Origin of the sequence: Paraburkholderia sp. (assembly GCF_036488795.1) — a bacterium.
Taxonomy (GTDB): Bacteria; Pseudomonadota; Gammaproteobacteria; order Burkholderiales; family Burkholderiaceae; genus Paraburkholderia.
The window spans coordinates 48253-70608 of the sequence record NZ_DASXHA010000163.1 but is presented as its reverse complement, the minus strand read 5'-3'; the positions used below and the strand labels follow the sequence as shown (position 1 = coordinate 70608).

The 22356-nt window shown below is 63.6% G+C and carries 19 protein-coding genes and 1 riboswitch; of the genes, 13 read left to right on the top strand and 6 right to left on the bottom strand.

The window, feature by feature from the left end:
• Nucleotides 1–6: 6 nt before the first annotated feature.
• Nucleotides 7–999: a LysR family transcriptional regulator gene (locus VGH41_RS23500; RefSeq protein WP_331600042.1), complete on the bottom strand. Its 993-nt coding sequence runs from the start codon at nt 997–999 to the stop codon at nt 7–9.
• A gap of 231 nt (nt 1000–1230) precedes the next feature.
• Here VGH41_RS23500 and VGH41_RS23495 point away from each other — a divergent pair, with 231 nt between their 5' ends.
• The 11 genes from VGH41_RS23495 to VGH41_RS23445 all read left to right on the top strand — a co-directional run bounded on the left by VGH41_RS23495 (nt 1231) and on the right by VGH41_RS23445 (nt 13960).
• Nucleotides 1231–2004, top strand: coding sequence for a glycosyltransferase family 2 protein (locus tag VGH41_RS23495; RefSeq protein ID WP_331600092.1), 774 nt, complete (start codon nt 1231–1233; stop codon nt 2002–2004).
• A 126-nt stretch (nt 2005–2130) separates the two neighbouring features.
• Nucleotides 2131–2264: riboswitch (S-adenosyl-L-homocysteine riboswitch) on the top strand.
• A 31-nt stretch (nt 2265–2295) separates the two neighbouring features.
• On the top strand, nt 2296–3708 hold the full coding sequence (ahcY, locus tag VGH41_RS23490) for an adenosylhomocysteinase (RefSeq protein ID WP_331600041.1): 1413 nt from the start codon (nt 2296–2298) through the stop codon (nt 3706–3708).
• Between the two features lie 142 nt (nt 3709–3850).
• Nucleotides 3851–4204, top strand: coding sequence for a phage holin family protein (locus tag VGH41_RS23485; RefSeq protein ID WP_144157600.1), 354 nt, complete (start codon nt 3851–3853; stop codon nt 4202–4204).
• Between the two features lie 34 nt (nt 4205–4238).
• Nucleotides 4239–5069, top strand: coding sequence for a methylenetetrahydrofolate reductase [NAD(P)H] (gene metF / locus VGH41_RS23480; protein WP_331600038.1), 831 nt, complete (start codon nt 4239–4241; stop codon nt 5067–5069).
• Between the two features lie 150 nt (nt 5070–5219).
• On the top strand, nt 5220–6863 hold the full coding sequence (locus VGH41_RS23475; protein ID WP_331600037.1) for an ABC transporter substrate-binding protein: 1644 nt from the start codon (nt 5220–5222) through the stop codon (nt 6861–6863).
• 206 nt (nt 6864–7069) lie between these two features.
• Complete coding sequence (locus VGH41_RS23470) at nt 7070–8698, top strand: ABC transporter substrate-binding protein (protein WP_331600036.1); 1629 nt, start codon at nt 7070–7072, stop codon at nt 8696–8698.
• Between the two features lie 133 nt (nt 8699–8831).
• Entirely contained in the window at nt 8832–9842 is a 1011-nt protein-coding gene (locus tag VGH41_RS23465; protein ID WP_331600035.1) for an ABC transporter permease subunit, read from the top strand.
• A gap of 8 nt (nt 9843–9850) precedes the next feature.
• Nucleotides 9851–10768, top strand: coding sequence for an ABC transporter permease subunit (locus VGH41_RS23460; protein WP_331600034.1), 918 nt, complete (start codon nt 9851–9853; stop codon nt 10766–10768).
• Nucleotides 10769–11797: an oligopeptide/dipeptide ABC transporter ATP-binding protein gene (locus VGH41_RS23455; RefSeq protein ID WP_331600032.1), complete on the top strand. Its 1029-nt coding sequence runs from the start codon at nt 10769–10771 to the stop codon at nt 11795–11797.
• Entirely contained in the window at nt 11794–12813 is a 1020-nt protein-coding gene (locus VGH41_RS23450) for a peptide ABC transporter ATP-binding protein (protein ID WP_331600031.1), read from the top strand. Before VGH41_RS23455 ends, VGH41_RS23450 begins: the two co-directional genes overlap by 4 nt.
• On the top strand, nt 12806–13960 hold the full coding sequence (locus tag VGH41_RS23445; RefSeq protein WP_331600030.1) for a TraB/GumN family protein: 1155 nt from the start codon (nt 12806–12808) through the stop codon (nt 13958–13960). Before VGH41_RS23450 ends, VGH41_RS23445 begins: the two co-directional genes overlap by 8 nt.
• A gap of 13 nt (nt 13961–13973) precedes the next feature.
• On the opposite strand, the gene VGH41_RS23440 is transcribed toward VGH41_RS23445, so the two are convergent.
• The 5 genes from VGH41_RS23440 to VGH41_RS23420 all read right to left on the bottom strand — a co-directional run bounded on the left by VGH41_RS23440 (nt 13974) and on the right by VGH41_RS23420 (nt 19337).
• Complete coding sequence (locus tag VGH41_RS23440; protein WP_331600029.1) at nt 13974–15779, bottom strand: tetratricopeptide repeat protein; 1806 nt, start codon at nt 15777–15779, stop codon at nt 13974–13976.
• 176 nt (nt 15780–15955) lie between these two features.
• The gene (pxpA, locus tag VGH41_RS23435) at nt 15956–16708 is read right to left on the bottom strand and encodes a 5-oxoprolinase subunit PxpA (RefSeq protein WP_331600028.1); all 753 of its coding nucleotides are present in this window, start codon (nt 16706–16708) and stop codon (nt 15956–15958) included.
• A gap of 12 nt (nt 16709–16720) precedes the next feature.
• Nucleotides 16721–17779: a biotin-dependent carboxyltransferase family protein gene (locus tag VGH41_RS23430; protein ID WP_331600027.1), complete on the bottom strand. Its 1059-nt coding sequence runs from the start codon at nt 17777–17779 to the stop codon at nt 16721–16723.
• Nucleotides 17776–18429 carry a 5-oxoprolinase subunit PxpB gene (gene pxpB / locus VGH41_RS23425; RefSeq protein ID WP_331600026.1) on the bottom strand — a complete coding sequence of 218 codons (654 nt, stop codon included), beginning with the start codon at nt 18427–18429 and terminating at the stop codon, nt 17776–17778. The genes VGH41_RS23430 and pxpB overlap by 4 nt, the downstream gene beginning before the upstream one ends.
• A 308-nt stretch (nt 18430–18737) precedes the next feature.
• Entirely contained in the window at nt 18738–19337 is a 600-nt protein-coding gene (locus VGH41_RS23420) for a 5-formyltetrahydrofolate cyclo-ligase (RefSeq protein ID WP_331600025.1), read from the bottom strand.
• Nucleotides 19338–19357: 20 nt separating this feature from the next.
• On the opposite strand from VGH41_RS23420, the gene VGH41_RS23415 reads away from it, so the two are divergent.
• Together VGH41_RS23415 and VGH41_RS23410 are read left to right on the top strand one after the other, a co-directional pair.
• On the top strand, nt 19358–21328 hold the full coding sequence (locus VGH41_RS23415; RefSeq protein WP_331600024.1) for a lytic transglycosylase domain-containing protein: 1971 nt from the start codon (nt 19358–19360) through the stop codon (nt 21326–21328).
• A 74-nt stretch (nt 21329–21402) separates the two neighbouring features.
• Nucleotides 21403–22356: a complex I NDUFA9 subunit family protein gene (locus tag VGH41_RS23410; protein ID WP_331600022.1), complete on the top strand. Its 954-nt coding sequence runs from the start codon at nt 21403–21405 to the stop codon at nt 22354–22356.

Sequence of the window (22356 nt, the reverse complement as noted above, 5' to 3'; positions counted from 1 at the left end):
CAGGTCTCAGGCGGCCGGCGGTTCGGTCGGCGGCTGCACGGCTGTCTCGGCCGGGCTTGGGTTCGGGGCGGTCCCGGTAATGCCGATGTCGGGCCACTGCATCTGGTCATCGCCGGGCTGGGCGGGCAGTATTTCGCGTGCGACCTGAAGCCACGCCCGCGCGGCGTGCGACAGATAGCCGTTGCGCCGCCAGCCAATCGCCATGTCCCACGGAATCTCCGGCGCCACGACCGGCCGGCAGGTGAATTGCGTGGCGTCGAGCCGTCGGCAATACGGCGCCGGCAACAGCGCAATGCCCACGCCTGCCAGCACGAGCGCCGCCATGAAATCCCAGTGCCCGCTGCGCCCAACGATGGTCGGCGCAAAACCCGCTTCACGGCAGGCGTTCAGCACGACGTCGTTGAGTGCGAGGCTCTCGCCGTAGAACACGAAAGGCTCGGCGGCGAGACTCGCGAGCGGAACCGTCTGCAGTTCGTCCCACCGCGAACTGCAGCGGGCGACCAGCCACAGCACTTGGTGGGTCATGGGCAGCACGTCGATATATTCCGGGTCGGCCGGTTGCAGCACGCCCCCGAGTTCGAGCTCGCCGCTGATCAGTGCCGCTTCGATGGCCCGCGAGCCCTGTTCGAACAGCTTGAGTTCGATCTTCGGATAACGCTGGCGGAACGCGGCGATGGCCGGCGTGAAGAGCGAGCCGCCCATCGGCGGGATGCCGATGGTCAGTTCGCCGCGCCCGAGCGTGTCGAGATCGTCGAGTTCCGCCTGCAATTGCGCGTGCGCCGCGAGCACGTCCTGGCCGCGCTGATACACGATGCGCCCGGCGTCGGTCAGCACCATCTGACGGCCGTCGCGCAGCAAGAGCGGTGAGCCGATCTCGTCTTCGAGCGACTTCACCATCTTGCTGATGGTGGGCTGCGTGACGAACATCTGCTCGGCGGCCACGGTGAAACTTTGCTGGCGCACGACTTCGACGAAGTACCGGAGGGCACGTAGTTCCACGATCTCTGACTCCACAATTCCAATATGGAATAGATCCGACGATTGTAAGTCACTCTATTTATGTCGCGGCGCGGACTGCATGGATGTGATGTCGCACCCGCCTTGCGTCCCTGTTTTCAGGATGGACTTCGGCGCAAGCCGACTATGATCGAACGCTTGCTTGTGCCGCCTCGATGCCAATGGCATCCGCACACCTTTATCGCGCCTTTCGTGCGCCACTCGCCCGCTTTCATGCTGCCTGTCTCGATCATCATTCCCTGCTACAACGCCGCCGCGACGCTCGCGCGCACGCTCGAGAGCTGCGTCATTCAGCCGGAAGCGGCGCAAATCATCGTGGTGGACGACGCGTCGAGCGACGCTTCGGTCGAAATCGTCAGCCGCTACGGGGCGCGCGATCCGCGTATCGGGCTCTTGCAGATGCCGGTCAACGGAGGCGCGGCGCGCGCCCGCAACTGGGCGGCGCTGCATGCCACGCAGGCGTTGCTCGCATTCATCGACGCAGACGATGAATATCTGCCCGGCGCACTCGCCGCGGCCAGCGGGTTTCTCGAGCAGCATCCCGCCGAGGCGTCGGTGCGGCTCGACGTGGAGTACACGGGTTTTCCGGCGGAGATCGTCGGCCATCCGGACTTCGCCGCGCATGCCGCGACGCTCAGCAATACCGTGCCGAGCAGCCTGATCATTCGCCGGCCGCTGTTCGCGGCAATCGGCGGCTTTCCAATGGATGATTTTTTCCGCCGCAACGGCGGAGAGGACGGCGCCTTGTCATGGGCATTGCGGGACATTTTCGGCAACCCCCGGCTGGCCGATGCGAGGCGCGTGCGCATGCACTATCACCCGCGCATTCACGCTGAACGCTACTTCCGCATTTGCATGGGCATGCAGACGGCGGTGGCAGAGGACGTCGCGGATTCGTTCCGTCTGTCAGGGCAGTTTGTACACGCTGCACGGACCGCCATCGCGCAACTGCGCACGCTGGACACGCTGGCCGGCGCGAGCTCGTAAGCAGCCAGTCACGGCCCGCGTGTGCCCACGCGGTCCCAAGTGCACATTCGCCGACGACCCATCACGCCGGCAGCGTTCGCCAGCGCACCACCCCGAACCCATCTTGATTTGCTACAATCGCGCTTCGTCTCCGAGGAGCGTTGCGACGGGTACCGCGAATCTGCATTCGCTGGCCGCCCGCCAGGCTCGGAGGCTTTCAATCGGACGGCTTGAACGCGCCATGCGCTTTAATCCACCGCATCGAACGGCGCTCACGTCAAATTTCTAGTCATTTTTAGAAAGGAGGGCGTGATGAACGCCGCAGTCTACGATTCCAAAGATTACGTTGTTGCCGATATGTCGCTTGCCGACTGGGGCCGCAAGGAACTGAACATCGCCGAGACCGAAATGCCCGGTCTCATGCAAACGCGCGAAGAATACAAGGCGCAGCAGCCGCTCAAGGGCGCGCGCGTTGCAGGTTCGCTGCACATGACGATCCAGACCGGCGTGCTGATCGAGACGCTGACCGCGCTCGGCGCCGACGTGCGTTGGGCATCGTGCAACATCTTCTCGACGCAAGACCACGCCGCCGCGGCAATCGCCAAGGCCGGCACGCCGGTGTTCGCGTTCAAGGGCGAGTCGCTCGACGAATACTGGGAATTCTCGCATCGCATTTTCGAATGGCCGAATGGCGAATTCGCCAACATGATCCTCGACGACGGCGGCGACGCGACGTTGCTGCTGATCCTCGGTTCGAAGGCTGAGAAGGACCGCTCGGTCATCGCCAAGCCGACCAACGAGGAAGAAGTCGCGCTGTACAAGTCGATCGAACGTCATCTCGACGCAGATCCGACGTGGTACTCGACGCGTCTCGCGCACATCAAGGGCGTCACTGAAGAAACGACGACCGGCGTGCATCGTCTGTATCAGATGGAAAAGGAAGGGCGTCTGCCGTTCCCGGCCATCAACGTCAACGACTCGGTCACCAAGTCGAAGTTCGACAACCTGTATGGCTGCCGTGAGTCGCTGGTCGACGGTATCAAGCGTGCCACCGACGTGATGATCGCCGGCAAGATCGCCGTGGTCGCAGGCTACGGCGACGTGGGCAAGGGCTGCGCGCAATCGTTGCGCGGTCTGGGCGCGACCGTGTGGGTCACGGAAATCGATCCGATCTGCGCCTTGCAGGCCGCCATGGAAGGCTACCGTGTCGTGACGATGGAATACGCGGCCGACAAGGCCGACATCTTCGTGACGGCAACCGGCAACTACCACGTGATCGGCCACGATCACATGAAGGCGATGCGCCACAACGCGATCGTCTGCAACATCGGTCACTTCGACTCGGAAATCGACGTTGCGTCGACCCGTCAGTACCAGTGGGACAACATCAAGCCGCAAGTCGACCACATCATTTTCCCGGACGGCAAGCGCGTCATTCTGCTGGCTGAAGGCCGCCTCGTGAACCTGGGTTGCGCCACCGGCCATCCGTCGTTCGTGATGTCGAATTCGTTCACCAACCAGACGCTCGCGCAGATCGAACTGTTCACGCAAGGCGCGAAGTACGAGAACAAGGTGTACGTGCTGCCGAAGCATCTGGACGAGAAGGTCGCACGTCTGCACCTGGCACGTATCGGCGCGAATCTGACGGTGCTGTCGGATGCGCAAGCGGGTTACATCGGCGTCGACAAGAACGGTCCGTTCAAGCCGAACCACTACCGCTACTAAGCAGGCAAAGCGCCGCACCGCGCGCCATCACGGGCGCGGTGTGCGCAGGTAGCAAAGGCGGCCCCGTACCGGCAAGCCGCCTTTGTTGCATCATCGGCCTGTTCCGCTCAACTCCGGACATCCAGCCTATAAGGAGCTCTACATGACCGTGCTGCTGACCTGGGTGATCAACGCGCTCGCGCTCCTGATCATCACGTACCTCGTGCCCTCGATCCACATCCGCAGCTTCGGCACCGCGCTGATCGTTGCCGTGGTGCTCGGGTTGATCAACGCAGTGCTGCGTCCGGTGCTGATCCTGCTCACGCTGCCCGTGACGATCCTCACGCTCGGACTCTTCATTCTGGTCGTCAACGCCTTGTGCTTCTGGCTGTGCGCGTCGCTGCTGAAGGGCTTCGAAGTGTCGGGCTTCTGGTCGGCGTTTTTCGGCTCGATCCTGTACAGCATCGTGTCATGGCTGCTGTCCGCGCTTATCTTCGGCAATCGCAGTTTCGGCTGACGTGAGCCTCACTTTTTAGAACGGCGACTGAGTCATGAATCCGATCGAACTTTCATTCGAATTCTTCCCGCCGAAGACGCAGGAAGGCGTCGACAAGCTGCGCGCCACGCGCGCACAGCTCATGCCGCTCAAGCCGAAATTCGTCTCGGTCACCTTCGGTGCGGGCGGCTCGACGCAACAGGGCACGCTCGATACTGTCGTCGAAATGGCGAAGGAAGGACTCGCGGCGGCGCCGCATCTGTCGTGCATCGGCTCGTCGAAAGAGAGCCTGCGTGCGACCCTCGGCGAGTACCGCGCGCATGGCATCCGCCATATCGTCGCGCTGCGCGGCGACCTGCCGTCCGGCATGGGCGCAGTGGGCGAGCTGCGTTATGCGTCGGAACTGGTGAGCTTCATTCGCGCCGAGTTCGGCGACTGGTTCTGGATCGAAGTGGCGGGTTATCCGGAGTACCACCCGCAGTCGCGCTCGCCGCGTCAGGATCTGGAAAACTTCGCCCGCAAGGTGAAGGCGGGCGCGAATTCGGCGATCACGCAGTACTTCTTCAACGCGGATGCGTATTTCCGCTTCGTCGACGATGCGCGCAAGCTCGGTGTGGATGTGCCGATCGTGCCCGGCATCATGCCGATCACGAACTTCTCGCAGCTGATGCGCTTCTCCGAGATGTGCGGTGCCGAAGTGCCGCGCTGGGTGGCGCGGCGTCTGGAAAGTTTCGGCGACGACCGCGAAGCGATTCGCGAGTTCGGCCTCGATGTGGTCACGGACCTGTGCCGGCGCCTCGTCGACGCACGCGTGCCGGGACTGCACTTTTACACGCTCAACAGCGCAGCGGCGACCAAGGTCATCTGCGAACGGCTAGGCGCATAAACACGTTCGAATGCGGCTTGCTGCGCTGCAGCAAGCCGCCCCTCGCGGTAGGGTAAAAGGCGCGCAAGGGGTACATGCGTGTATTGAAGCTGAATATTGTGCTGTCTATGATCCAGTGGCAGCCGATCCGGTTGCCGTCCGGAGAACGTCATGACAGCGTCATCCATGCTGTTCGCAGTTCGCCCGTCTTGCCTGTGCGCAGTGTCGACCCTGACCGTCGCGGCGGCATGTTTAACGCCTCTGCTCGCGCCTGCCGCCAGCTTGCCCGACAAAACCCTCGTGTTCTGCTCCGAGGGCAGTCCAGCCGGCTTCGATAGCGCGCAGTACACCACCAGCGTCGAATTCACTGCGGGCTCCTACACGGTCTACAACCGGCTCGTGGAGTTCGCCCACGGCAGCACCGACATTGAAGCAGGGCTCGCCGAAACATGGGACGTCTCGCCGGACGGCCTGCAATACACGTTTCACGTGCGCCACGGTGTGAAGTTTCAGACCACTTCGTTCTTCAAGCCGACCCGTGAATTCAACGCGGACGACGTCGTCTTCACCTACCAGCGGATGCTCGATCCGGACCAGCCGTTTCACAAGGCATACCCGGTGCCGTTCCCGTACTTCAGCGACCTGGGCCTCGCGAAGAACATCTCGAAGGTCGAGGCGCTCGATCCCTACACCGTGCGTTTCACGCTCAAAACGGTCGACGCGCCGTTCCTGCAGCAGATTGCGATGCCGTTCGCGTCGATTCTTTCCGCCGAATACGCCGATCAGTTGCTGAAGGCTGGCAAGGCGTCGGACATCAATCTGTTTCCGGTGGGCACCGGCCCGTTCATTTTCCGCAGCTACACGAAAGACGACACGATCCGCTTCGACGGCAATCCTGACTATTGGAAGCCGGGCATCGTCAAGGTCAGCAAACTGATCTTCGCGATCACCGTAGACCCGGCCGTGCGTCTGCAGAAGCTCAAGCGCGGCGAATGCCAGATCATGAGCTATCCGCGCCCGGCGGATATCCCCGCGGTCAAGGCCGACAGCTCGCTCGCGATGCCCAGCGAAGTGGGCTTCAATCTCGGCATGATCGGCTACAACACGACCAAAAAGCCGCTCGATAACGTGCTGGTGCGCCGGGCACTGGACATGTCGATCAACAAGAAAGCGATCATCGAGTCGGTGTACCAGGGCGCCGGGCAGATCGCGACCAATCCCATGCCGCCGACCCAGTGGGGTTACAACAAGAGTCTGAAAGACGCCCCCTATGACCTGGACACGGCCAGGGCGCTGCTCAAGCAGGCGGGCTATCCGGATGGTTTCGAGCTGACGCTGTGGGCGATGCCCGTGCAGCGCCCGTACAACCCGAACGCGCGCCTGATGGCTGAAATGCTGCAGGCCGACTGGGCGAAGATCGGCGTGAAGGTCACGATCGCCACTTTCGAATGGGGCGAGTACATCCGCCGCGCGCATGCCGGTGAGCATCAGGCCATGCTGATCGGCTGGACCGGCGATTACGGCGATCCGGACAACTGGCTCGGCGTGCTGCTCGGTTGCGACGCGGTCAGCGGCAGTAACTTTTCGAAGTGGTGCTACAAACCGTTCGATGACCTGATCACCCAGGCCCGCAGCACCACCGACCTCAGTGCACGCACTAAGGACTACATGGAAGCGCAGGTCATCTTCAAGGATCAGGTGCCGTTCACGCCCATTGCGCACTCGACCGTCTATCAACCGATCTCAAAAGACGTCACGGGCTTCAGGATCGATCCGTTCGGACCCACGCAATTTCTGGGCGTCGGACTGAAATAGCGGCTGCTGGTATCGGTTGTCCTTACCGCTTGCCGCTGCGCGCGGCGGCAGGCGCCTCATCACAAGCGTTGACGCGCCGCAACCGTTTGCCTAACAAGTGTTTCCGATCGGGAACAGAGGGAATTTCCTCCGCTTGTTGCCGCGCGCCATGCTCAAGTAATATCGCGCTACGCTGGTGCAAGCCCAGCCCCGAACCTGGAGGAAACATGAAGCAAAACAATCTGTTGCGCGCCGCGCGTCTGAGCACGCTCGTCGCAGCTACAGCGGCGTCGCTGGCGGGCGCGAGCATTGCGCGTGCCGAGATCCCGAACAAGACCCTGGTCTACTGCTCGGAAGGCAGTCCTGCGGGTTTCGATCCGGCCCAGTACACCACGGGCACGGATTTCACAGCTAACACCTTCACCGTCTACAACCGCCTCGTCGAGTTCGAACGCGGCGGCACCAAGGTCGAAGCGGGCCTTGCCGAGAAGTGGGACGTCTCGCCGGACGGCAAGACCTACACGTTCCATCTGCGTCATGGCGTCAAGTTCCAGACCACGGCGTACTTCAAGCCGACCCGCGAATTCAACGCGGATGACGTCGTGTTCACCTTCCAGCGCATGCTGGATCCGTCCATCCCTTTCAACAAGGCGTACCCGGCACAGTTCCCGTACTTTACGGACATGGGTCTGGACAAGCTGATCGGCAAGGTCGAAAAGGTCGATCCGTACACCGTGCGCTTTACGCTGAAGGAAGTGAACGCCCCATTCATCCAGAACATGGCAATGGAGTTCGCGTCCATCCAGTCGGCCGAGTACGCCGATCAGCTGTTGAAGGCCGGCAACGCCGCCGACCTCAACCAGAAGCCGGTGGGCACGGGTCCGTTCATTTTCCGCAGCTATACGAAGGACGCGACGATCCGCTTCGACGGCAATCCTGACTACTGGAAGCCGAACGACGTCAAGATTTCGAAGCTCATTTTCGCGATCACGCCGGATGCCGGCGTGCGCGTGCAGAAGTTGAAGCGCGACGAATGCCAGGTGATGAGCTATCCGCGTCCGGCCGACATTGCGCCGCTGAAGTCGGAAGCGAGCCTCGCGATGCCGTCGCAGCCGGGCTTCAATCTGGGCTATCTGTCATACAACGTGCAGCACAAGCCGCTCGACAAGGTTGAAGTGCGCGAAGCGCTCGACATGGCAATCAACAAGAAGGCGATCATCGAGTCGGTGTATCAGGGTGCAGGGCAGTCCGCCACCAACCCGATGCCGCCGACCCAGTGGTCATATGATCCGAATCTGAAGGCCAACGCCTATGATCCGGAGAAGGCCAAGGCGCTACTGGCGAAGGCCGGTCTTGCGAGCGGCATCGACATCACGCTGTGGGCCATGCCCGTGCAGCGCGCCTACAATCCGAATGCGCGTCTGATGGCGGAAATGATCCAGGCAGACTGGGCCAAGGTCGGCGTGCGCGCGAAGATCGTCACGTACGAGTGGGGTGAGTACATCAAGCGCGCTCACGCCGGCGAAGACGACACGATGCTGATTGGCTGGACCGGCGACAACGGCGATCCGGACAACTGGCTCGGCACGCTGCTCGGCTGCGAAGCGATGAATGGCAACAACTTCGGCAAGTGGTGCTACAAGCCGTTCGACGATCTGATCCAGAAGGGCCGTACGACAGCGGATCAAGGCGAGCGCACGAAGATCTACACGCAGGCGCAGCAGATCTTCGCGCAGCAACTGCCGTTCTCGCCGATCGCGCACTCGACGGTGTATCAGCCGGTCAGCAAGAAGGTCACCGACATGCGCATCGAGCCGCTCGGCTACGCGCGCTTCGATGGTGTCAGCGTGCAGTAAAGCCAATCTGTAAAGCTTACGCAGTCCGCTTTTCGCACGGTTAGAAAACTGGTCGAAATGGTCCGGCGACCGGGGTCACAAGCCCTCGTCGCCGGTTGCGTTTTTCCGTTCATCAAGACCATAGGGACGAACCATGTTCCGCTTCGTTTTGCGCCGCATCGGCATGGTGATACCGACCTTCATCGGCATCACGATCCTTGCGTTTGCACTCATTCACCTGATACCCGGCGATCCCATCGAAGTGATGATGGGCGAACGCGGTGTCGATCCGGCCATGCACGCCGCGGCGATGCACCGGCTCGGGCTCGACGAGCCGCTGCCGCTGCAATATCTGCACTATGTCGGGCGCGCGCTGCACGGCGACCTGGGCATGTCCATCATCACGAACACCAGCGTGATGGACGAATTCCTCGCGCGCTTTCCGGCCACCGTCGAACTGTCGATCTGCGCAATGCTGTTTGCGTTGATCGTAGGTCTTCCAGCCGGCGTGTTCGCTGCCTTGAGGCGCGGCACCGTGGTCGATCACGGCGTGATGGGCACGGCCTTGACCGGCTATTCGATGCCGATTTTCTGGTGGGGCTTGATCCTCATCATGCTGTTTTCGGTGAAGCTGGGCTGGACGCCGGTATCAGGCCGCATCGCGGTTGAATACGACATTCCGCACGTCACCGGCTTCATGCTGATCGACTCGCTGATGTCGACCGACGAAGGCGCGTTCAAGTCCGCCTTGAGCCATCTGATTCTGCCCGCCATCGTGCTCGGTACGATTCCGCTGGCGGTGGTGGCGCGTATGACGCGCTCGTCGATGCTCGAAGTGCTGCGCGAAGACTACATCCGCACCGCACGCGCCAAGGGGTTGCCGCCGGGGCGCGTAATCGTCGTGCATGCGCTGCGCAACGCGCTGATTCCGGTTGTGACCGTGATCGGCCTGCAGGTCGGAACCTTGCTGGCCGGCGCGGTGCTCACCGAGACGCTGTTCTCCTGGCCCGGGATCGGCAAATGGCTGATCGACGCCATCGGCCGGCGCGATTATCCGGTGGTGCAGGGCGGCATTCTGATGATTGCCACACTCGTGATCGTCGTGAATCTGATCGTCGATCTGTTGTACGGCGTGTTGAATCCGCGCATTCGCCATACGAGGTGAGCTGGAAAATGGCAGACATACAAAACACCGTCCCCAGCGCCGTTACGCCTGCGGGCGGACGGGCGCTCGCAGCCCGCGAATTCTGGGCAAACTTCTCCCGCAACCGCGGCGCCGTGACGGCTGGCGTCATCGTGCTGCTGCTGATCTTCGTCGCCATCTTCGCGCCGTTGATCGCGCCGCACAGTCCCATCGAGCAGTACCGCGACTTCGTGAAGATTCCGCCTGCGTGGCTGGACGGCGGCAACTGGAAGTTCATTCTCGGTACCGACGAAGCGGGCCGCGACATCCTCTCGCGTCTGATGTACGGCGCGCGGCTGTCGTTCTGGATCGGCTTCGTGTCGGTCGTGCTGGCGCTGATTCCGGGCGTCGTGCTCGGGCTCGTCGCTGCCTTCTTCGAGAAATGGGCCGATACGCCCATCATGCGCATCATGGACGTGCTGCTCGCGCTGCCGTCGTTGCTGCTCGCGGTGGCGGTGGTCGCGATCATCGGTCCGGGGCTGGTCAACACCATGCTGGCAATCGCGATCGTCGCGCTGCCGGGCTATGTGCGTCTGACGCGCGCATCGGCGCTTGGCGAACTGCAGAAGGAGTACGTGACCGCCTCGCGCGTGGCGGGCGCCGGCACGCTGCGCCTGATGTTCTCGCAGGTGCTGCCCAACTGCACCGCGCCGCTGATCGTGCAGGCCACGCTCGGTTTTTCGTCGGCCATTCTCGATGCCGCCGCGCTCGGCTTCCTCGGCCTTGGCGTGCAGCCGCCGTCGGCGGAGTGGGGCGCCATGCTGGCTTCGGCGCGCGACTACATCGACAGCGCGTGGTGGATCGTCACGATGCCGGGTCTGTCCATCCTGATCTCGGTGCTGGCGATCAACCTGCTCGGCGACGGGCTGCGCGACGCGCTCGACCCCAAACTGAAACGGATGGCCTAAATGGATAACCTGCTAACCATCCGCAATCTGTCGGTGGACTTCAACGGGCTGCCCGCTGTCGATCGCATCAACCTGGACGTCGCCGCGGGCGAAGTGGTCGGCGTAGTCGGCGAATCCGGTTCCGGCAAGAGCGTCACGATGATGGCGCTGATGGGCCTGATCGACGCGCCTGGCAAGGTGAGCGCCGACCAGATCAGCTTCGACGGCAAGGACCTGCTGAAAGCGTCGCCGAAGGAACGGCGCAAGATCATCGGCAAAGACATCGCAATGGTGTTCCAGGACGCGCTGACGAGCCTGAACCCGAGCTACACCGTCGGCTATCAGATCAAGGAAGTGCTGAAGCTGCACGAAGGACTGCGCGGCGCGGCGCTGCATAAGCGGGCACTCGAGTTACTCGACCAGGTCGGCATTCCCGACGCGAAGAACCGCATTGCATCGTTTCCGCATCAGATGTCCGGCGGCATGAATCAGCGTGTGATGATCGCAATGGCGGTCGCCTGCAATCCCAAGCTGCTGATTGCCGACGAACCGACCACCGCGCTCGACGTGACGATCCAGGCGCAGATCATGGAACTACTGGTCAAGCTGCAGAAAGAACGCGGCATGGCGCTCGTACTGATTTCACACGATCTTGCTGTAGTCTCTGAGGTCGCGCAGCGCGTGGCGGTGATGTATGCGGGTGAAGTAATCGAGACCAACAAGGTGCCCGATATTTTTGCTGCGCCGCACCATCCGTACACGGAAGCGCTGCTGGCGGCGATTCCCGAGCACAACGTCGGCGCGGTGCGGCTGGCCGCGTTGCCGGGGATGGTGCCCGGACGAGACGACCGCCCGACCGGCTGCCTGTTCGCGCCACGCTGCAAGTACCTCGTAGACGACTGCCTCAAGGCGCGGCCGGCACTTGCAGCGTTGCCGGGCCATGGCGGGGCAGTCGGCGGGGTGGTCGGCGAGGTGACCGCGGTACGCTGTATCAAACCGCTGAACCTGAGCGGCGATGCTAACGTCCACACTCACGGAGGCGCACGATGAATGCAGTACCCGAAACGCGGCGCCAGACGAGTCCCGCGGGCGACCACGTGCTGGTCGCCGATCAGCTCGCGCGGCACTACTCGGTGCGGCGCGGCATGTTCGGTCACGGGACGGTGAAGGCGTTGAACGGCGTGTCGTTCACGCTGGATCGCGGCAAGACGCTGGCGGTCGTCGGTGAATCCGGTTGTGGCAAATCGACACTGGCGCGTCAGCTGACGATGATCGAGGGGCCGACGGCCGGTCGTCTGCTGATCGACGGTGAAGACGTGGCCGGTGCCGATCACGCGAAAATCAAGGCGTTGCGCCGGCGTGTGCAGATGGTGTTCCAGAATCCGTTTGCGTCGCTCAATCCGCGCAAGACCGTCGAGCAGACGCTCGGCGAGCCGCTCGCCATCAACGCGCAGATGAGCGTTGCCGAGCGCGCCGAGCGGATTGCGCAGATGATGCGCACGGTGGGCTTGCGGCCCGAACACGCGAAGCGCTATCCGCACATGTTCTCCGGCGGCCAGCGGCAGCGCGTGGCGATTGCGCGCGCGATGATCCTCGATCCGCAGATCGTGGTGGCCGACGAACCCGTGTCGGCGCTCGACGTGTCGATCCAGGCGCAGATTCTCAACCTGTTCATGGATCTCCAGGAAGAGTTCAAGACCAGCTACGTGTTCATTTCGCACAATCTGTCGGTGGTCGAGCACATTGCCGACGACGTGATGGTGATGTACTTCGGCGGCGTGGCGGAGCTTGGCGACAAGCAGCGCATTTTCTCGAAGCCGCGTCATCCGTATACGCGGGCGCTGATGTCGGCCACGCCTTCCATTTTCGAAGCGGACCGCAAGATCAAGATCAAGCTGCAAGGTGAAATGCCGTCGCCGCTCAATCCGCCGTCGGGCTGCACATTCCATCAGCGCTGCCCGTATGCCATTGAGCGGTGCCGCAGCGAAGAGCCGAAGCTGCGCGAGGTGGATGGGCGTCAGGTCTCGTGTCACCGCGCTGAGGAGGTGGGGGACGTGGATGCCTGAAGCGTTGGCGGCGCGTCGTCCTGCGCGCCGCCTGCGTGACGGCGGCTGTCGCGCCGTTTTCACGCGGCGTTGGAGAGAGCGGTTGCTGGTTTGTGCCGCGCTCGTCTGCGTCTCTTCCGTGTCTGTTTCGCCTGTCGCCACGGCGTATGCCGCGGGCGCGGCGGCCAATACGCCGGCGCAAGGCAACGCCAGGCCGGCGTTGCCGGTTCCTGCCGCACCCAGCGTGCCGTCCCAGCCGCGCGCGGCCGTGCCGGGTTTCAATGCGCCGCCCGCGCAGCCGGGTACGACGGCGAGCGGCCCGGTGCGCATGCAGCCCGCGCGCATGCCCTTCTATGTCGCGACACGCGGCACTACCACGATCTATGTGCTTGGGACGCTGCATGTGGGCGACCCGAACGACTATCCCGCCAATCAGCCGTTCCGGCCGCCGATTCTCGCCGCGCTCGCCGCTTCGCCGACCTTGGCGCTGGAGTTGTCGCCCGATGATTTGCTGGTGTCGCAGGACGATGTGTCGAAGTACGGCGTGTGTCGGCGCGACTGTTTGCCGCGTCTGTTGCCCGAGCCGCTGTGGCGCAAGCTCGCGCTGCGTTTGCGGGACAATCCCGCCGCACTCGACGAAATCAAGAAAATGCGGCCGTGGCTCGCTTCATTGCTGGTGGAAACCTACGATTCGCTGAGCGCCGGTTTGCAGACCGAATATGGCACCGAGGCCCAGTTGCAGAACGTGTATCTGCGCACGCGCGGCAAGATAGTCGGACTTGAGACGCTGTCGGAACAGATGCGGGCGTTTACAGGGCTCTCGCTCGCCCAGCAGCGCGAGATGCTGGCCCAGGATCTGGTGCAGACACCGGCCGAAAACGTCGCGGATGTGCAAACGCTGCATCGCCTCTGGCAGGTGGGCGACGCGGACGCGATTGCCGCATGGCAGGCGGCGAAGTCGGAGAAGCTGGCGCGCGACCAGCGCGTATCCGCTTCGATTGACAACAAGATCGTCTACGAGCGAAACCGGCGTTTCGTTGCGCGGATGTTGTTGATCGCCGCGCCGAACAAACCGGTATTCGTAGCGATTGGCGCGTTACATCTGGGCGGGGCGAAGGGCGTGCTGCAGTTGTTGCGGCAGCACGGGTTTGTGGTCCAGGGAGCGTAGTCGAAGGAGAGGCTCACGCACGCTCGCCCCGCAACGCCTCCACCACACTTGCCATCACCGGGGCCCAATCCCCTAACCTGGCCTGCCTGAACAACCGCGCGCTCGGATACCACGGCGAATCGCTGCGGTGTTCCAGCCAGCGCCAGTCGGAGTTCGCCGGCAGCAATACCCACACCGGCTTGCCCAGTGCGCCCGTCAGATGCGCGACACCCGTGTCGACGGCGATCACCAGATCCAGATTCTTCACGAGTGCAGCCGTGTCCGTGAAGTCCAGCAGGTCACGGGTGAAATCGCGCGGCGGAAAGTCTTCCTGCGTGTTCGGAAGTTGAAATTCAGGCGCCCCCTTCTGCAACGAGAACCACGCGATATCGGCCAACCCGGCGAGCGGCGCGAGGTCTGCAAACTTCATTGAACGATAACGGTCATTGCCGAAGGTCGGACTGCCCGCCCACACGAGACCCACCTTGCGGCGCGAACCCGCCGCCTGGTTGACCCGCTCGCCCCAGGCTTTCACCTTGAGGGTGTCAGGGAACAGGTACGGCACTTCACACGGAACAGTCGCCAACTCCATGTTCACGCACGACGGCACGCTCATCAACGGCGCCCAGTAGTCGTAGCGGCCGTCAGCCTGGCCGCTCCATGCGCGATTGACCCCCGGCACGCTCTGCGCCAGCGGCACCAGCGGCTCGCGCACCAGAACATCGACGCGCGCGCCGCGCTGTGCCAGCACACTCGCGAAGCGCAGGAACTGCAATTGGTCGCCGAAACCCTGATCGCCGACCAGCAGCACGTTGTGTCCTTCGAGCGGCTCACCGTGCCATTCCGGCACGCCTTCCACCTTGATGGCCGCGTAGTCTTGGGGGCGCCAGCGCTTCGCATACTCCGCCCAGCCTTGCCGGTAGTCGCCACGCTTGAGCAGCAGCCACGCCAGGTTCTGATGTGCATCGACGTAGTGCGGATCGAGTTTGAGCGCGCGCCGGTAGAAGGCCTCTTCTTCGTCAAGACGGCCTTGCGCACCCAGCGACCCGCCGAGGCAAACCAGATTCGTCGGGTTCGGCTTCAGTGCGACAGCGTAACGATAGTGCTGTTCGGCTTCCTGATAGTTGCCGAGCTTGCCGACGGCGCTGCCCAGATTGACGTGGGCGTTGGCATAGCCAGGCTGCAATTCGATGGCGCGCCGAAAGCGCGCGATTGCCGCCGCACTGTCGCCTTTGGCGCTCAGCGCGTTGCCGGCATTGAAGTGCGCTTCGGCCGAGTGCGGATCGAACGACAAGGCGGTCTCGTAGCAGGCCAGCGCCTCGTCGTGACGGTCCAGCTTGTTGAGCGCGGTGCCGAGATTCAGATGCGCGTCGGGCACTGATGGATGGAGCGCAAGCGCCTGGCGATAGTGATCAGCCGCGCCTTCATAGTCGCCCTGCTCAAACAAGGTCACCCCGAGGTTGTTGTGCGCGTCGGCGAAATCCGGCTGCAGTTGCAATGCTTCGTGATAGCACCTGAGCGCCTCGCCACGCTGCCCGAGCGCCGCCGCGACGAGGCCGCGATTGCTCCAGCACACGGCGTCCATGGGCGCGAGACGCAACGCCTGATCCAGCAGCCGCGCCGCGGCCGCGTGATCGCCGCGTTGATGCTGCAGCACGCCGTAGTAGTGAAGCGCGTCGCTTTGGATGGGGTCGATCGAGAGCACTTCGCGATAGAGCGGCGCGGCCTGATCAAGCTGACCAGCGCGATGCGCGGCGAACCCGGCAGCAAGGAGGACGGAGAGCCGGGCGCTTGACGCTGCTTCGAGATGAGCGTGACCCGTGTGAGCATGCTGTTCCATGGAGAACCCGCTGGAGAGAGCCGGCGCGCCCGCACTGCGTGCGCCGGCTAGTCGATGAATGAACCTCCCAGCTTATTTCCCAGGCTCCCCCGATTCGATCAGACATAGCCTAAATCTGGTACGGCGGCGTGCCACGACGGCCGTCTTTGCGCTGTCGCGTTATCGCGAAAGGGCCTTCAGGCGCGCGCCGCGCTGGCCGAATGCACTTCGATGCCGGCGCTTTCCAACGCAGCGCGAATGCGTCGGGCGAACGCCAGCGCGTGCGGACCGTCGCCATGCAGACAGATGGTCTGCGCGTTCAGCGGCACCCAGTGGCCGTCCACGGCCTGCACGCGTTGCTCGCGCACCATCGCGAGAGTGCGTTGCAGCACTTCGTCTTCATCCTCCAGCAGTGCGCCGGGTTCCTTGCGCGGCACCAGCGAGCCGTCGGCGCGATAGCCGCGGTCGGCGAACACCTCTTCGATGGCGGTGAGGCCGGCTTCGCGCGCGGCCGTCACGAGCCCGCTGTTGGCCAGCGCGAACACCGCCACGGACGGATCGAAGTCGTGCACGGCGGAGACGATGGCATCGGCGATCTTCGGATCGCGCGCGGCCTGGTTGTACAGCGCGCCATGCGGTTTGACGTGCGCAATACGCCCGCCTTCGGCTTGCGCAATCGCCGACAGTGCACCGAGCTGATAAAGCACGCCCGCGTAGATTTCTTTGGCCGGCAGGTCCATTTCCTTGCGGCCGAAGTTCTCCGGATCGTTGAAGCTCGGATGCGCGCCGATCGAGACGCCTTTCTCGACGGCCCAGCGGACGCAGTCGTGCATCGCGGTGGCGCCGCCCGCGTGCCAGCCGCACGCAATGTTGGCCGAGCTGACGAGGTCGAGCAGCGCTTCGTCGGATCCGCAGCCCTCGCCGAGATCGGCGTTCAAATCGATTTCCATGATTTCCTCAACTTAATCTGTCAACGTCGCCAGCGCCGGTTGGCCTGCGCAGCGCTCTTCATGCATCGTGATGGCGGCATCGATCTGCCGCAGATAGGTCCGTTCTTCGAGCAAAGCGTGACGCGCTTCGTGGAGCGTCGTCGGGATAAAACGCACCGCGCCGTTGAGTCGCACCTGCGCAAGCTTCCATAGATCAGCCTGAATCACCGCGCCGATTTTCGGATAACCACCGGTGGTCTGCGCGTCGCTCATCAGTACGATGGGCTGGCCGTTCGGCGGAACCTGGATCGTGCCCGGCAAAACCGCATGCGAGAGCAGATCGGTCTTGCTGGTGCGGTGCAGTTCGGTGCCGCCGAGCCGGTAACCCATGCGGTTGCTGTTCGGTGTGACGAGCCATTCGTCTGACCAGAAAGCTTTCTGCGCGTCGGCGGTGAAGCTGCCGTACTCGGGGCCTTCCAGCACGCGGATCGGCACAGCCCACGCCACGCCCGACGGATGACGGCCACGCCGCAGCGGCTCATGGACCAGTACGAACTTACACCAGGCGGGTGCCTTGACGCCGAATTCCGGCGCTTGCGGGCGAAAGCCCACGCCGCCACGCGGCGCCGGTGCGCCGACCGGCAGGCGGTCGCCGTCGCGCAACGCGCGGCCCGCGAGGCCGCCGAACTGGCCGGCGAGATCGGTGCTGCGCGAGCCGAGCATCGGCAACACGTCGATGCCGCCCGCAATGCAGACATAGCCGCGCATGCCGCGTTTGGCCGCCTGCAACGTCAGCTCCTGGCCGGCTTGCACCGGCAGACTCCACCAGGAATAGACCGGCTTGCCGTCGAGCGTTGCGCCGAACTCGGTGCCGGTGATGGCGATCCGTGTGGCGCGTGGAAAGCGTAGCACGGTCGGCCCGAAGGTGATTTCGAGGCCCGCGGCATCCGGCCGGTTGCCGACGAGACGATTGCCCACCTCGAGTGCCAGCCGGTCGAGCGCGCCGCCCAGCGCCACGCCGAGATGACGATAGCCGTGGCGGCCCAGATCCTGAACCGTGGTCAACAGACCGGCGCGAATGACATCGATCATGCGTGGATCCCCGCGACGGTGAAGCGCACCCGGTCGCCCGGCTGCAGCAAGGTGGGCGGGTTTTGCGCCGGATCGAACAGCACCACGTCCGTGCGCCCGATCAGTTGCCAGCCGCCTGGCGAAGCCGCCGGATAGATGCCGGTCTGCGCGCCGCCGATACCGACCGATCCCGCCGCAACTTCGAGCCGCGGCGAGGGCCGGCGCGGCGTATGCAAGGCCGCTTCGAGGCCGCCCAGATAGGCGAAGCCCGGCTGGAAGCCGAGGAAGAACACCACGTACTCGCCCGCCGCGTGACGTTGCACGACTTCTTCAGCCGACAGCCCGGCGTGATCTGCAACCGCTGCCAGATCGGGACCGAATGCGCCGCCGTACTGGACCGGAATGTGCACCTCGCGACCGGCGGCCGGCGCTTCGCCGGCGGCATCCCAGGCGGCCTGCAATTGCTGCGCGAGCGCGGCGCGATCGGCTTCGAGCGGGTCGAACATGATCGTCAGGTTGTTCATGCCGGGCACGACCTCGAGCACCTGCGGCCAGCCGCTTGCCGCTGCAGCCGCGGCCCAGACGCGCCGCTGGCACTCGAGCGTCGCAGGCGCGGGCGCTTCGCAGACGAGCGCGGCATCGCCGAGCGGGAAGATTCGTGGTTGGTTCATCACTGGTTCATTCGGCCGGGTCGAGAGGCTGGAAGACGTTATGAAACGGATGAGTCGAAAACGTTCGAAACGTTCGCAAACGTCGCAAGCAGATCGCTCATGAACGGGTTATCGGCACGAAGAGCGTCGGCCATGACGTTACCGTATCTTCTCAATAGAAGAAGCGGGTCGCTAGAGAGAGGGTATGTAAAAAGCGAAAAGACCGGCAAGGACGTGCTGTTCTTCGCCATGCAGGCGGCGAGGCAACGCGGGCGGTTGCGAACGATTGCGAACTGACGCGCTTCGCTTCGTCTCGCCGGATGCCAGGCTCAAGCCGCTGGCTGCGGATAGCAAGCCGCGTCAGTGATGATCAGGTCCAGCGGGATGTCATGCGCTTCACGCTGCAGCGTGTCCGTGCGGCATGCTTCGTAGGCGACGCCGACGGTGACCGGCCGCGTCGCGGCGGGCCACGCCGCGAGCGTGCGATCGTAGTAGCCGCCGCCGTATCCCAGGCGGTAGCCTTGTGCGTCGAAGCCCACACACGGGATGACCAGCAGGTCGGGCGTCACCACTTGCCCGGAGGCCGGTTCGGGAATCCGGTGATGACCGGTTTTCATTGGCGTGTCCGGCGCCCACGCGTGGAATTCCAGCGCTTCGTGACGCGTCCTGATGACCGGCAAACTTGCCTGACGCCGGCCGCCGGTTGCGAGCCAGATGGCGATGGCACCGCGCGCGTCGAACTCACCCTGCAGCGGCCAATAAAATCCCACGCACGCCGGCTCATGACGCTTCAACGCGTCGAGCAAACGGCGGCTCAGCGCCGCCTCGCCGCCAGGCTGAAGAGCCGCATGCAGGCGTGCTTCCAGCAGTGTTTTACGGAGCGCGTTTTTCGATTCCGGGATGGGGTTGCGTGCTATGCTTGGGTTCAATTCGCGCTCCAGAAATAACGATGTCAAAACGCCTCTATCGAGTATATCGCGCGGCCGGTCTTGCGCTTGCCGCTGCGGCACTCGTCGCGTGCAGCACGGCTTCGGCCGTCAAGCCTGTTCCGCTTTCCCAGATCTCCAACGACGACCAGATTTTCGTGCAGCTGCGCGAAGCGGCACGCAACAATGATCCGGCGCGTGCCGCGCAGCTGGCGAGCATGATTCCGGACTATCCGGCGCCCGCCTATCTGGAGTACTTCCAGCTCAAGCCGCAGTTGTTCGATTCGAGCGGTCATCCGCGCGTCGACGCGCCGGATGAGCCGGTGCTGTCGTTTCTGCAAAAGTATGACGGCCAGGCCATCGCCGACCGCATGCGCAACGACTATCTGGTGGTGCTCGGCGCGCGTCACGACTGGAATAACTTCGACCAGCAATATGCGCGCTTCGTCCTCAACGACGACACGCAGGTCAAGTGCTACGCGCTCGAATCGCGCGCGGCGCATGGCGAGAACGTGGCGGACGCCGCGCGCGCGCTGCTGGTGGATCCGAAGTGGTACGGCGACGGCTGCGTCGACCTGATCACCGCCTTGGGCATCAACCAGCAGTTCAGTACCGCGGATGTCTGGCAGCAGATCCGTCTCGCTTACGAGCAGAACAACACCAACACCGGCGCGAAGCTCGTCGACGCGCTCGGCAATCAACGTCCCGATCCGACGCTGTTCGATCAGGCGGCGAGCACGCCGCCGTTGTTGCTGGCGCGCGGTGTGGGTGCCGATCCGCAGTCGCATCAGCTGGCGTTGCTGGCCATCACGCGCATGGCGCGCAACGACCCGGCCATGGCGGCCGCCACGTTCGCTTCGGTCGCGCCCTCGCTGAGTTCGCCCGAGCGTGCCATCGGCTGGGGCACCATCGCGTATCAGGCCGCCGCGCGGCAGATGCCGAGCGCGGTGGACTGGTATCGGCTGTCAGCCAATGCGCCGCTGTTGTCGAATCCGGCTTACGAATGGCGCACACGTAGCGCGCTGCTCGCCGGCGACTGGACGATGGTGCGCTGGTCAATCGAACAGATGCCGGCTGCGCTGCGTAATCAGCCATCGTGGGTCTACTGGCACGCACGCGCGCTCAAGCAGGCGGGCGACACGGCGCAGGCGAACCAGGAGTTCGAGCAGATTTCGCCGGGCTACAACTTTTACGGGCAACTCGCGTCGGAAGAACTGGGCCGGAAGATTACCGTGCCGCCTAAAACTACGGTGTCCGATGCCGAGGTCCAGCAAGCCGCCAACACGCCTGGCTTCGCACTCGCGCAACGCTTCTATCAGCTGAATCTGCGGCTCGAAGGCAATCGCGAATGGAACTGGCCGCTGCGCACCATGAGCGACCGGCAACTGCTCGCGGTGGCCGAGTACGCGCGCCGCATCGAGCTGTATGACCGCGCGGTCAACACGGCGGATCGTACGAAGACCGAGCACGACTTCTCGTTGCGTTACCTGTCGCCGTTCCGCGATATCGTCGAACGCGACGCGCAGACCAATGGGCTGGACGTCGAATGGGCGTATGGACTGATCCGTCAGGAATCGCGCTTCATCATGAATGCGCGCTCCGAAGTGGGCGCGAGCGGCCTGATGCAATTGATGCCGGGCACCGCGCAACTGGTGGCGAAGAAGATCGGCTTGGGGCCCATTTCCCGTGAGCAGATGAACGACATCAATACGAACATCCTGCTCGGCACGAACTATTTGTCGATGATCTACAATCAGTTCGACGGCTCCGCCGTGCTCGCCACCGCCGGCTACAATGCCGGTCCGGGGCGCCCCAAGGCGTGGCGCGAAGGGCTGCAACACCCGGTCGAGGGAGCGATCTTCGCGGAGACGATCCCGTTCAACGAAACCCGCGACTATGTGAAGAATGTGTTGTCCAACACGGTCTATTACGCGGCATTGTTCGAAGGCCGTCCGCAATCGCTGAAGGCGCGTTTGGGTTACATCGCGCCGTAAGCGTCGTGCCGCCGCGTCTCACGCGGCGGCGCCTCACTCCAGCCCTTGCCGCGGCTTCCATCAGGGAGTCGAAAATGCGACATCAAGCCATTGCGGTCATCGGCGGCTCCGGGTTCATCGGCAGCCATCTCGTCAACGCGCTCGTCGAACTCGGCAAAGACGTGCGCATCTCCACCCGGCGGCGCTATAACGCGCGGCATCTCACGCTGCTTCCCATTGACGTGCTCGAGACCGATGTGTTCGATCCGGTACAGCTCGCGCGCTTCGTCGAAGGTGCGGATGCGGTGATCAACCTGGTCGGCACGTTGCATGGCGGACGCGGCACGCCGTACGGAGCCGGCTTCGCGAAATCGCACGTTGAATTGCCGAAGAAGATCGTCTCGGCGTGTGAGGGGAAGGGCGTGCATCGGCTGATCCATATCAGTGCGATCGGTGCGGACTCGAATGGACCGAGCATGTATCTGCGCTCGAAGGGCGACGGCGAAAAGGCCGTCCATGCATCGAGGCTTGCCACGACGATTTTCCGGCCCTCAGTGGTGTTCGGGCCTGAGGACAAGTTTCTCAATCAGTTTGCATTCCTGCAGCGCATCTTCCCGGTGATTCCGCTCGCCATGCCGGATGCGCAGTTTCAGCCGGTGTTCGTCGGCGACGTGGCGCAGGCCATCGTCAACGTGCTCGATCTGGATGCCGCAAGCGGCCGCACCTATGAGCTGGGCGGCCCGACCGTCTATACGCTGGAGCAACTCGTGAAGTATTGCGGCGACCCGATCGGCCGTCAGGCGCGCATCATCCGGCTGCCCGAGGCGCTGGCACGCCTGCAGGCGCTGACGTTCGAAATGGCGCCGGGCGAGCCGGTCATCTCGCGTGACAATCTGGATTCCATGAAAGTGCCGAGTATCATGAGTGCGCCGCTCGCACCGGAACTCGGGCTCGAGCCGGCCAGCATCGAGACGATTGCGCCCGTGTATCTGACGGGGGCGTCGATGCGTTCGCGGTTCAACACATTCCGCGCCAGTGCGGGACGTTGA

Bases quoted from the DNA above. Each gene is read 5' to 3' on its own strand.
- VGH41_RS23485 (WP_144157600.1), top strand. From the start codon at position 3,851: ATGACCGTGCTGCTGACCTGGGTGATCAACGCGCTCGCGCTCCTGATC.
- ahcY (WP_331600041.1), top strand. From the start codon at position 2,296: ATGAACGCCGCAGTCTACGATTCCAAAGATTACGTTGTTGCCGATATG.
- VGH41_RS23470 (WP_331600036.1), top strand. From the start codon at position 7,070: ATGAAGCAAAACAATCTGTTGCGCGCCGCGCGTCTGAGCACGCTCGTC.
- pxpB (WP_331600026.1), bottom strand. From the start codon at position 18,429: ATGAACCAACCACGAATCTTCCCGCTCGGCGATGCCGCGCTCGTCTGC.
- VGH41_RS23460 (WP_331600034.1), top strand. From the start codon at position 9,851: ATGGCAGACATACAAAACACCGTCCCCAGCGCCGTTACGCCTGCGGGC.
- VGH41_RS23445 (WP_331600030.1), top strand. From the start codon at position 12,806: ATGCCTGAAGCGTTGGCGGCGCGTCGTCCTGCGCGCCGCCTGCGTGAC.
- VGH41_RS23450 (WP_331600031.1), top strand. From the start codon at position 11,794: ATGAATGCAGTACCCGAAACGCGGCGCCAGACGAGTCCCGCGGGCGAC.
- VGH41_RS23475 (WP_331600037.1), top strand. From the start codon at position 5,220: ATGACAGCGTCATCCATGCTGTTCGCAGTTCGCCCGTCTTGCCTGTGC.
- pxpA (WP_331600028.1), bottom strand. From the start codon at position 16,708: ATGGAAATCGATTTGAACGCCGATCTCGGCGAGGGCTGCGGATCCGAC.
- VGH41_RS23430 (WP_331600027.1), bottom strand. From the start codon at position 17,779: ATGATCGATGTCATTCGCGCCGGTCTGTTGACCACGGTTCAGGATCTG.
- VGH41_RS23410 (WP_331600022.1), top strand. From the start codon at position 21,403: ATGCGACATCAAGCCATTGCGGTCATCGGCGGCTCCGGGTTCATCGGC.
- VGH41_RS23465 (WP_331600035.1), top strand. From the start codon at position 8,832: ATGTTCCGCTTCGTTTTGCGCCGCATCGGCATGGTGATACCGACCTTC.
- metF (WP_331600038.1), top strand. From the start codon at position 4,239: ATGAATCCGATCGAACTTTCATTCGAATTCTTCCCGCCGAAGACGCAG.
- VGH41_RS23440 (WP_331600029.1), bottom strand. From the start codon at position 15,779: ATGGAACAGCATGCTCACACGGGTCACGCTCATCTCGAAGCAGCGTCA.
- VGH41_RS23455 (WP_331600032.1), top strand. From the start codon at position 10,769: ATGGATAACCTGCTAACCATCCGCAATCTGTCGGTGGACTTCAACGGG.
- VGH41_RS23415 (WP_331600024.1), top strand. From the start codon at position 19,358: ATGTCAAAACGCCTCTATCGAGTATATCGCGCGGCCGGTCTTGCGCTT.
- VGH41_RS23495 (WP_331600092.1), top strand. From the start codon at position 1,231: ATGCTGCCTGTCTCGATCATCATTCCCTGCTACAACGCCGCCGCGACG.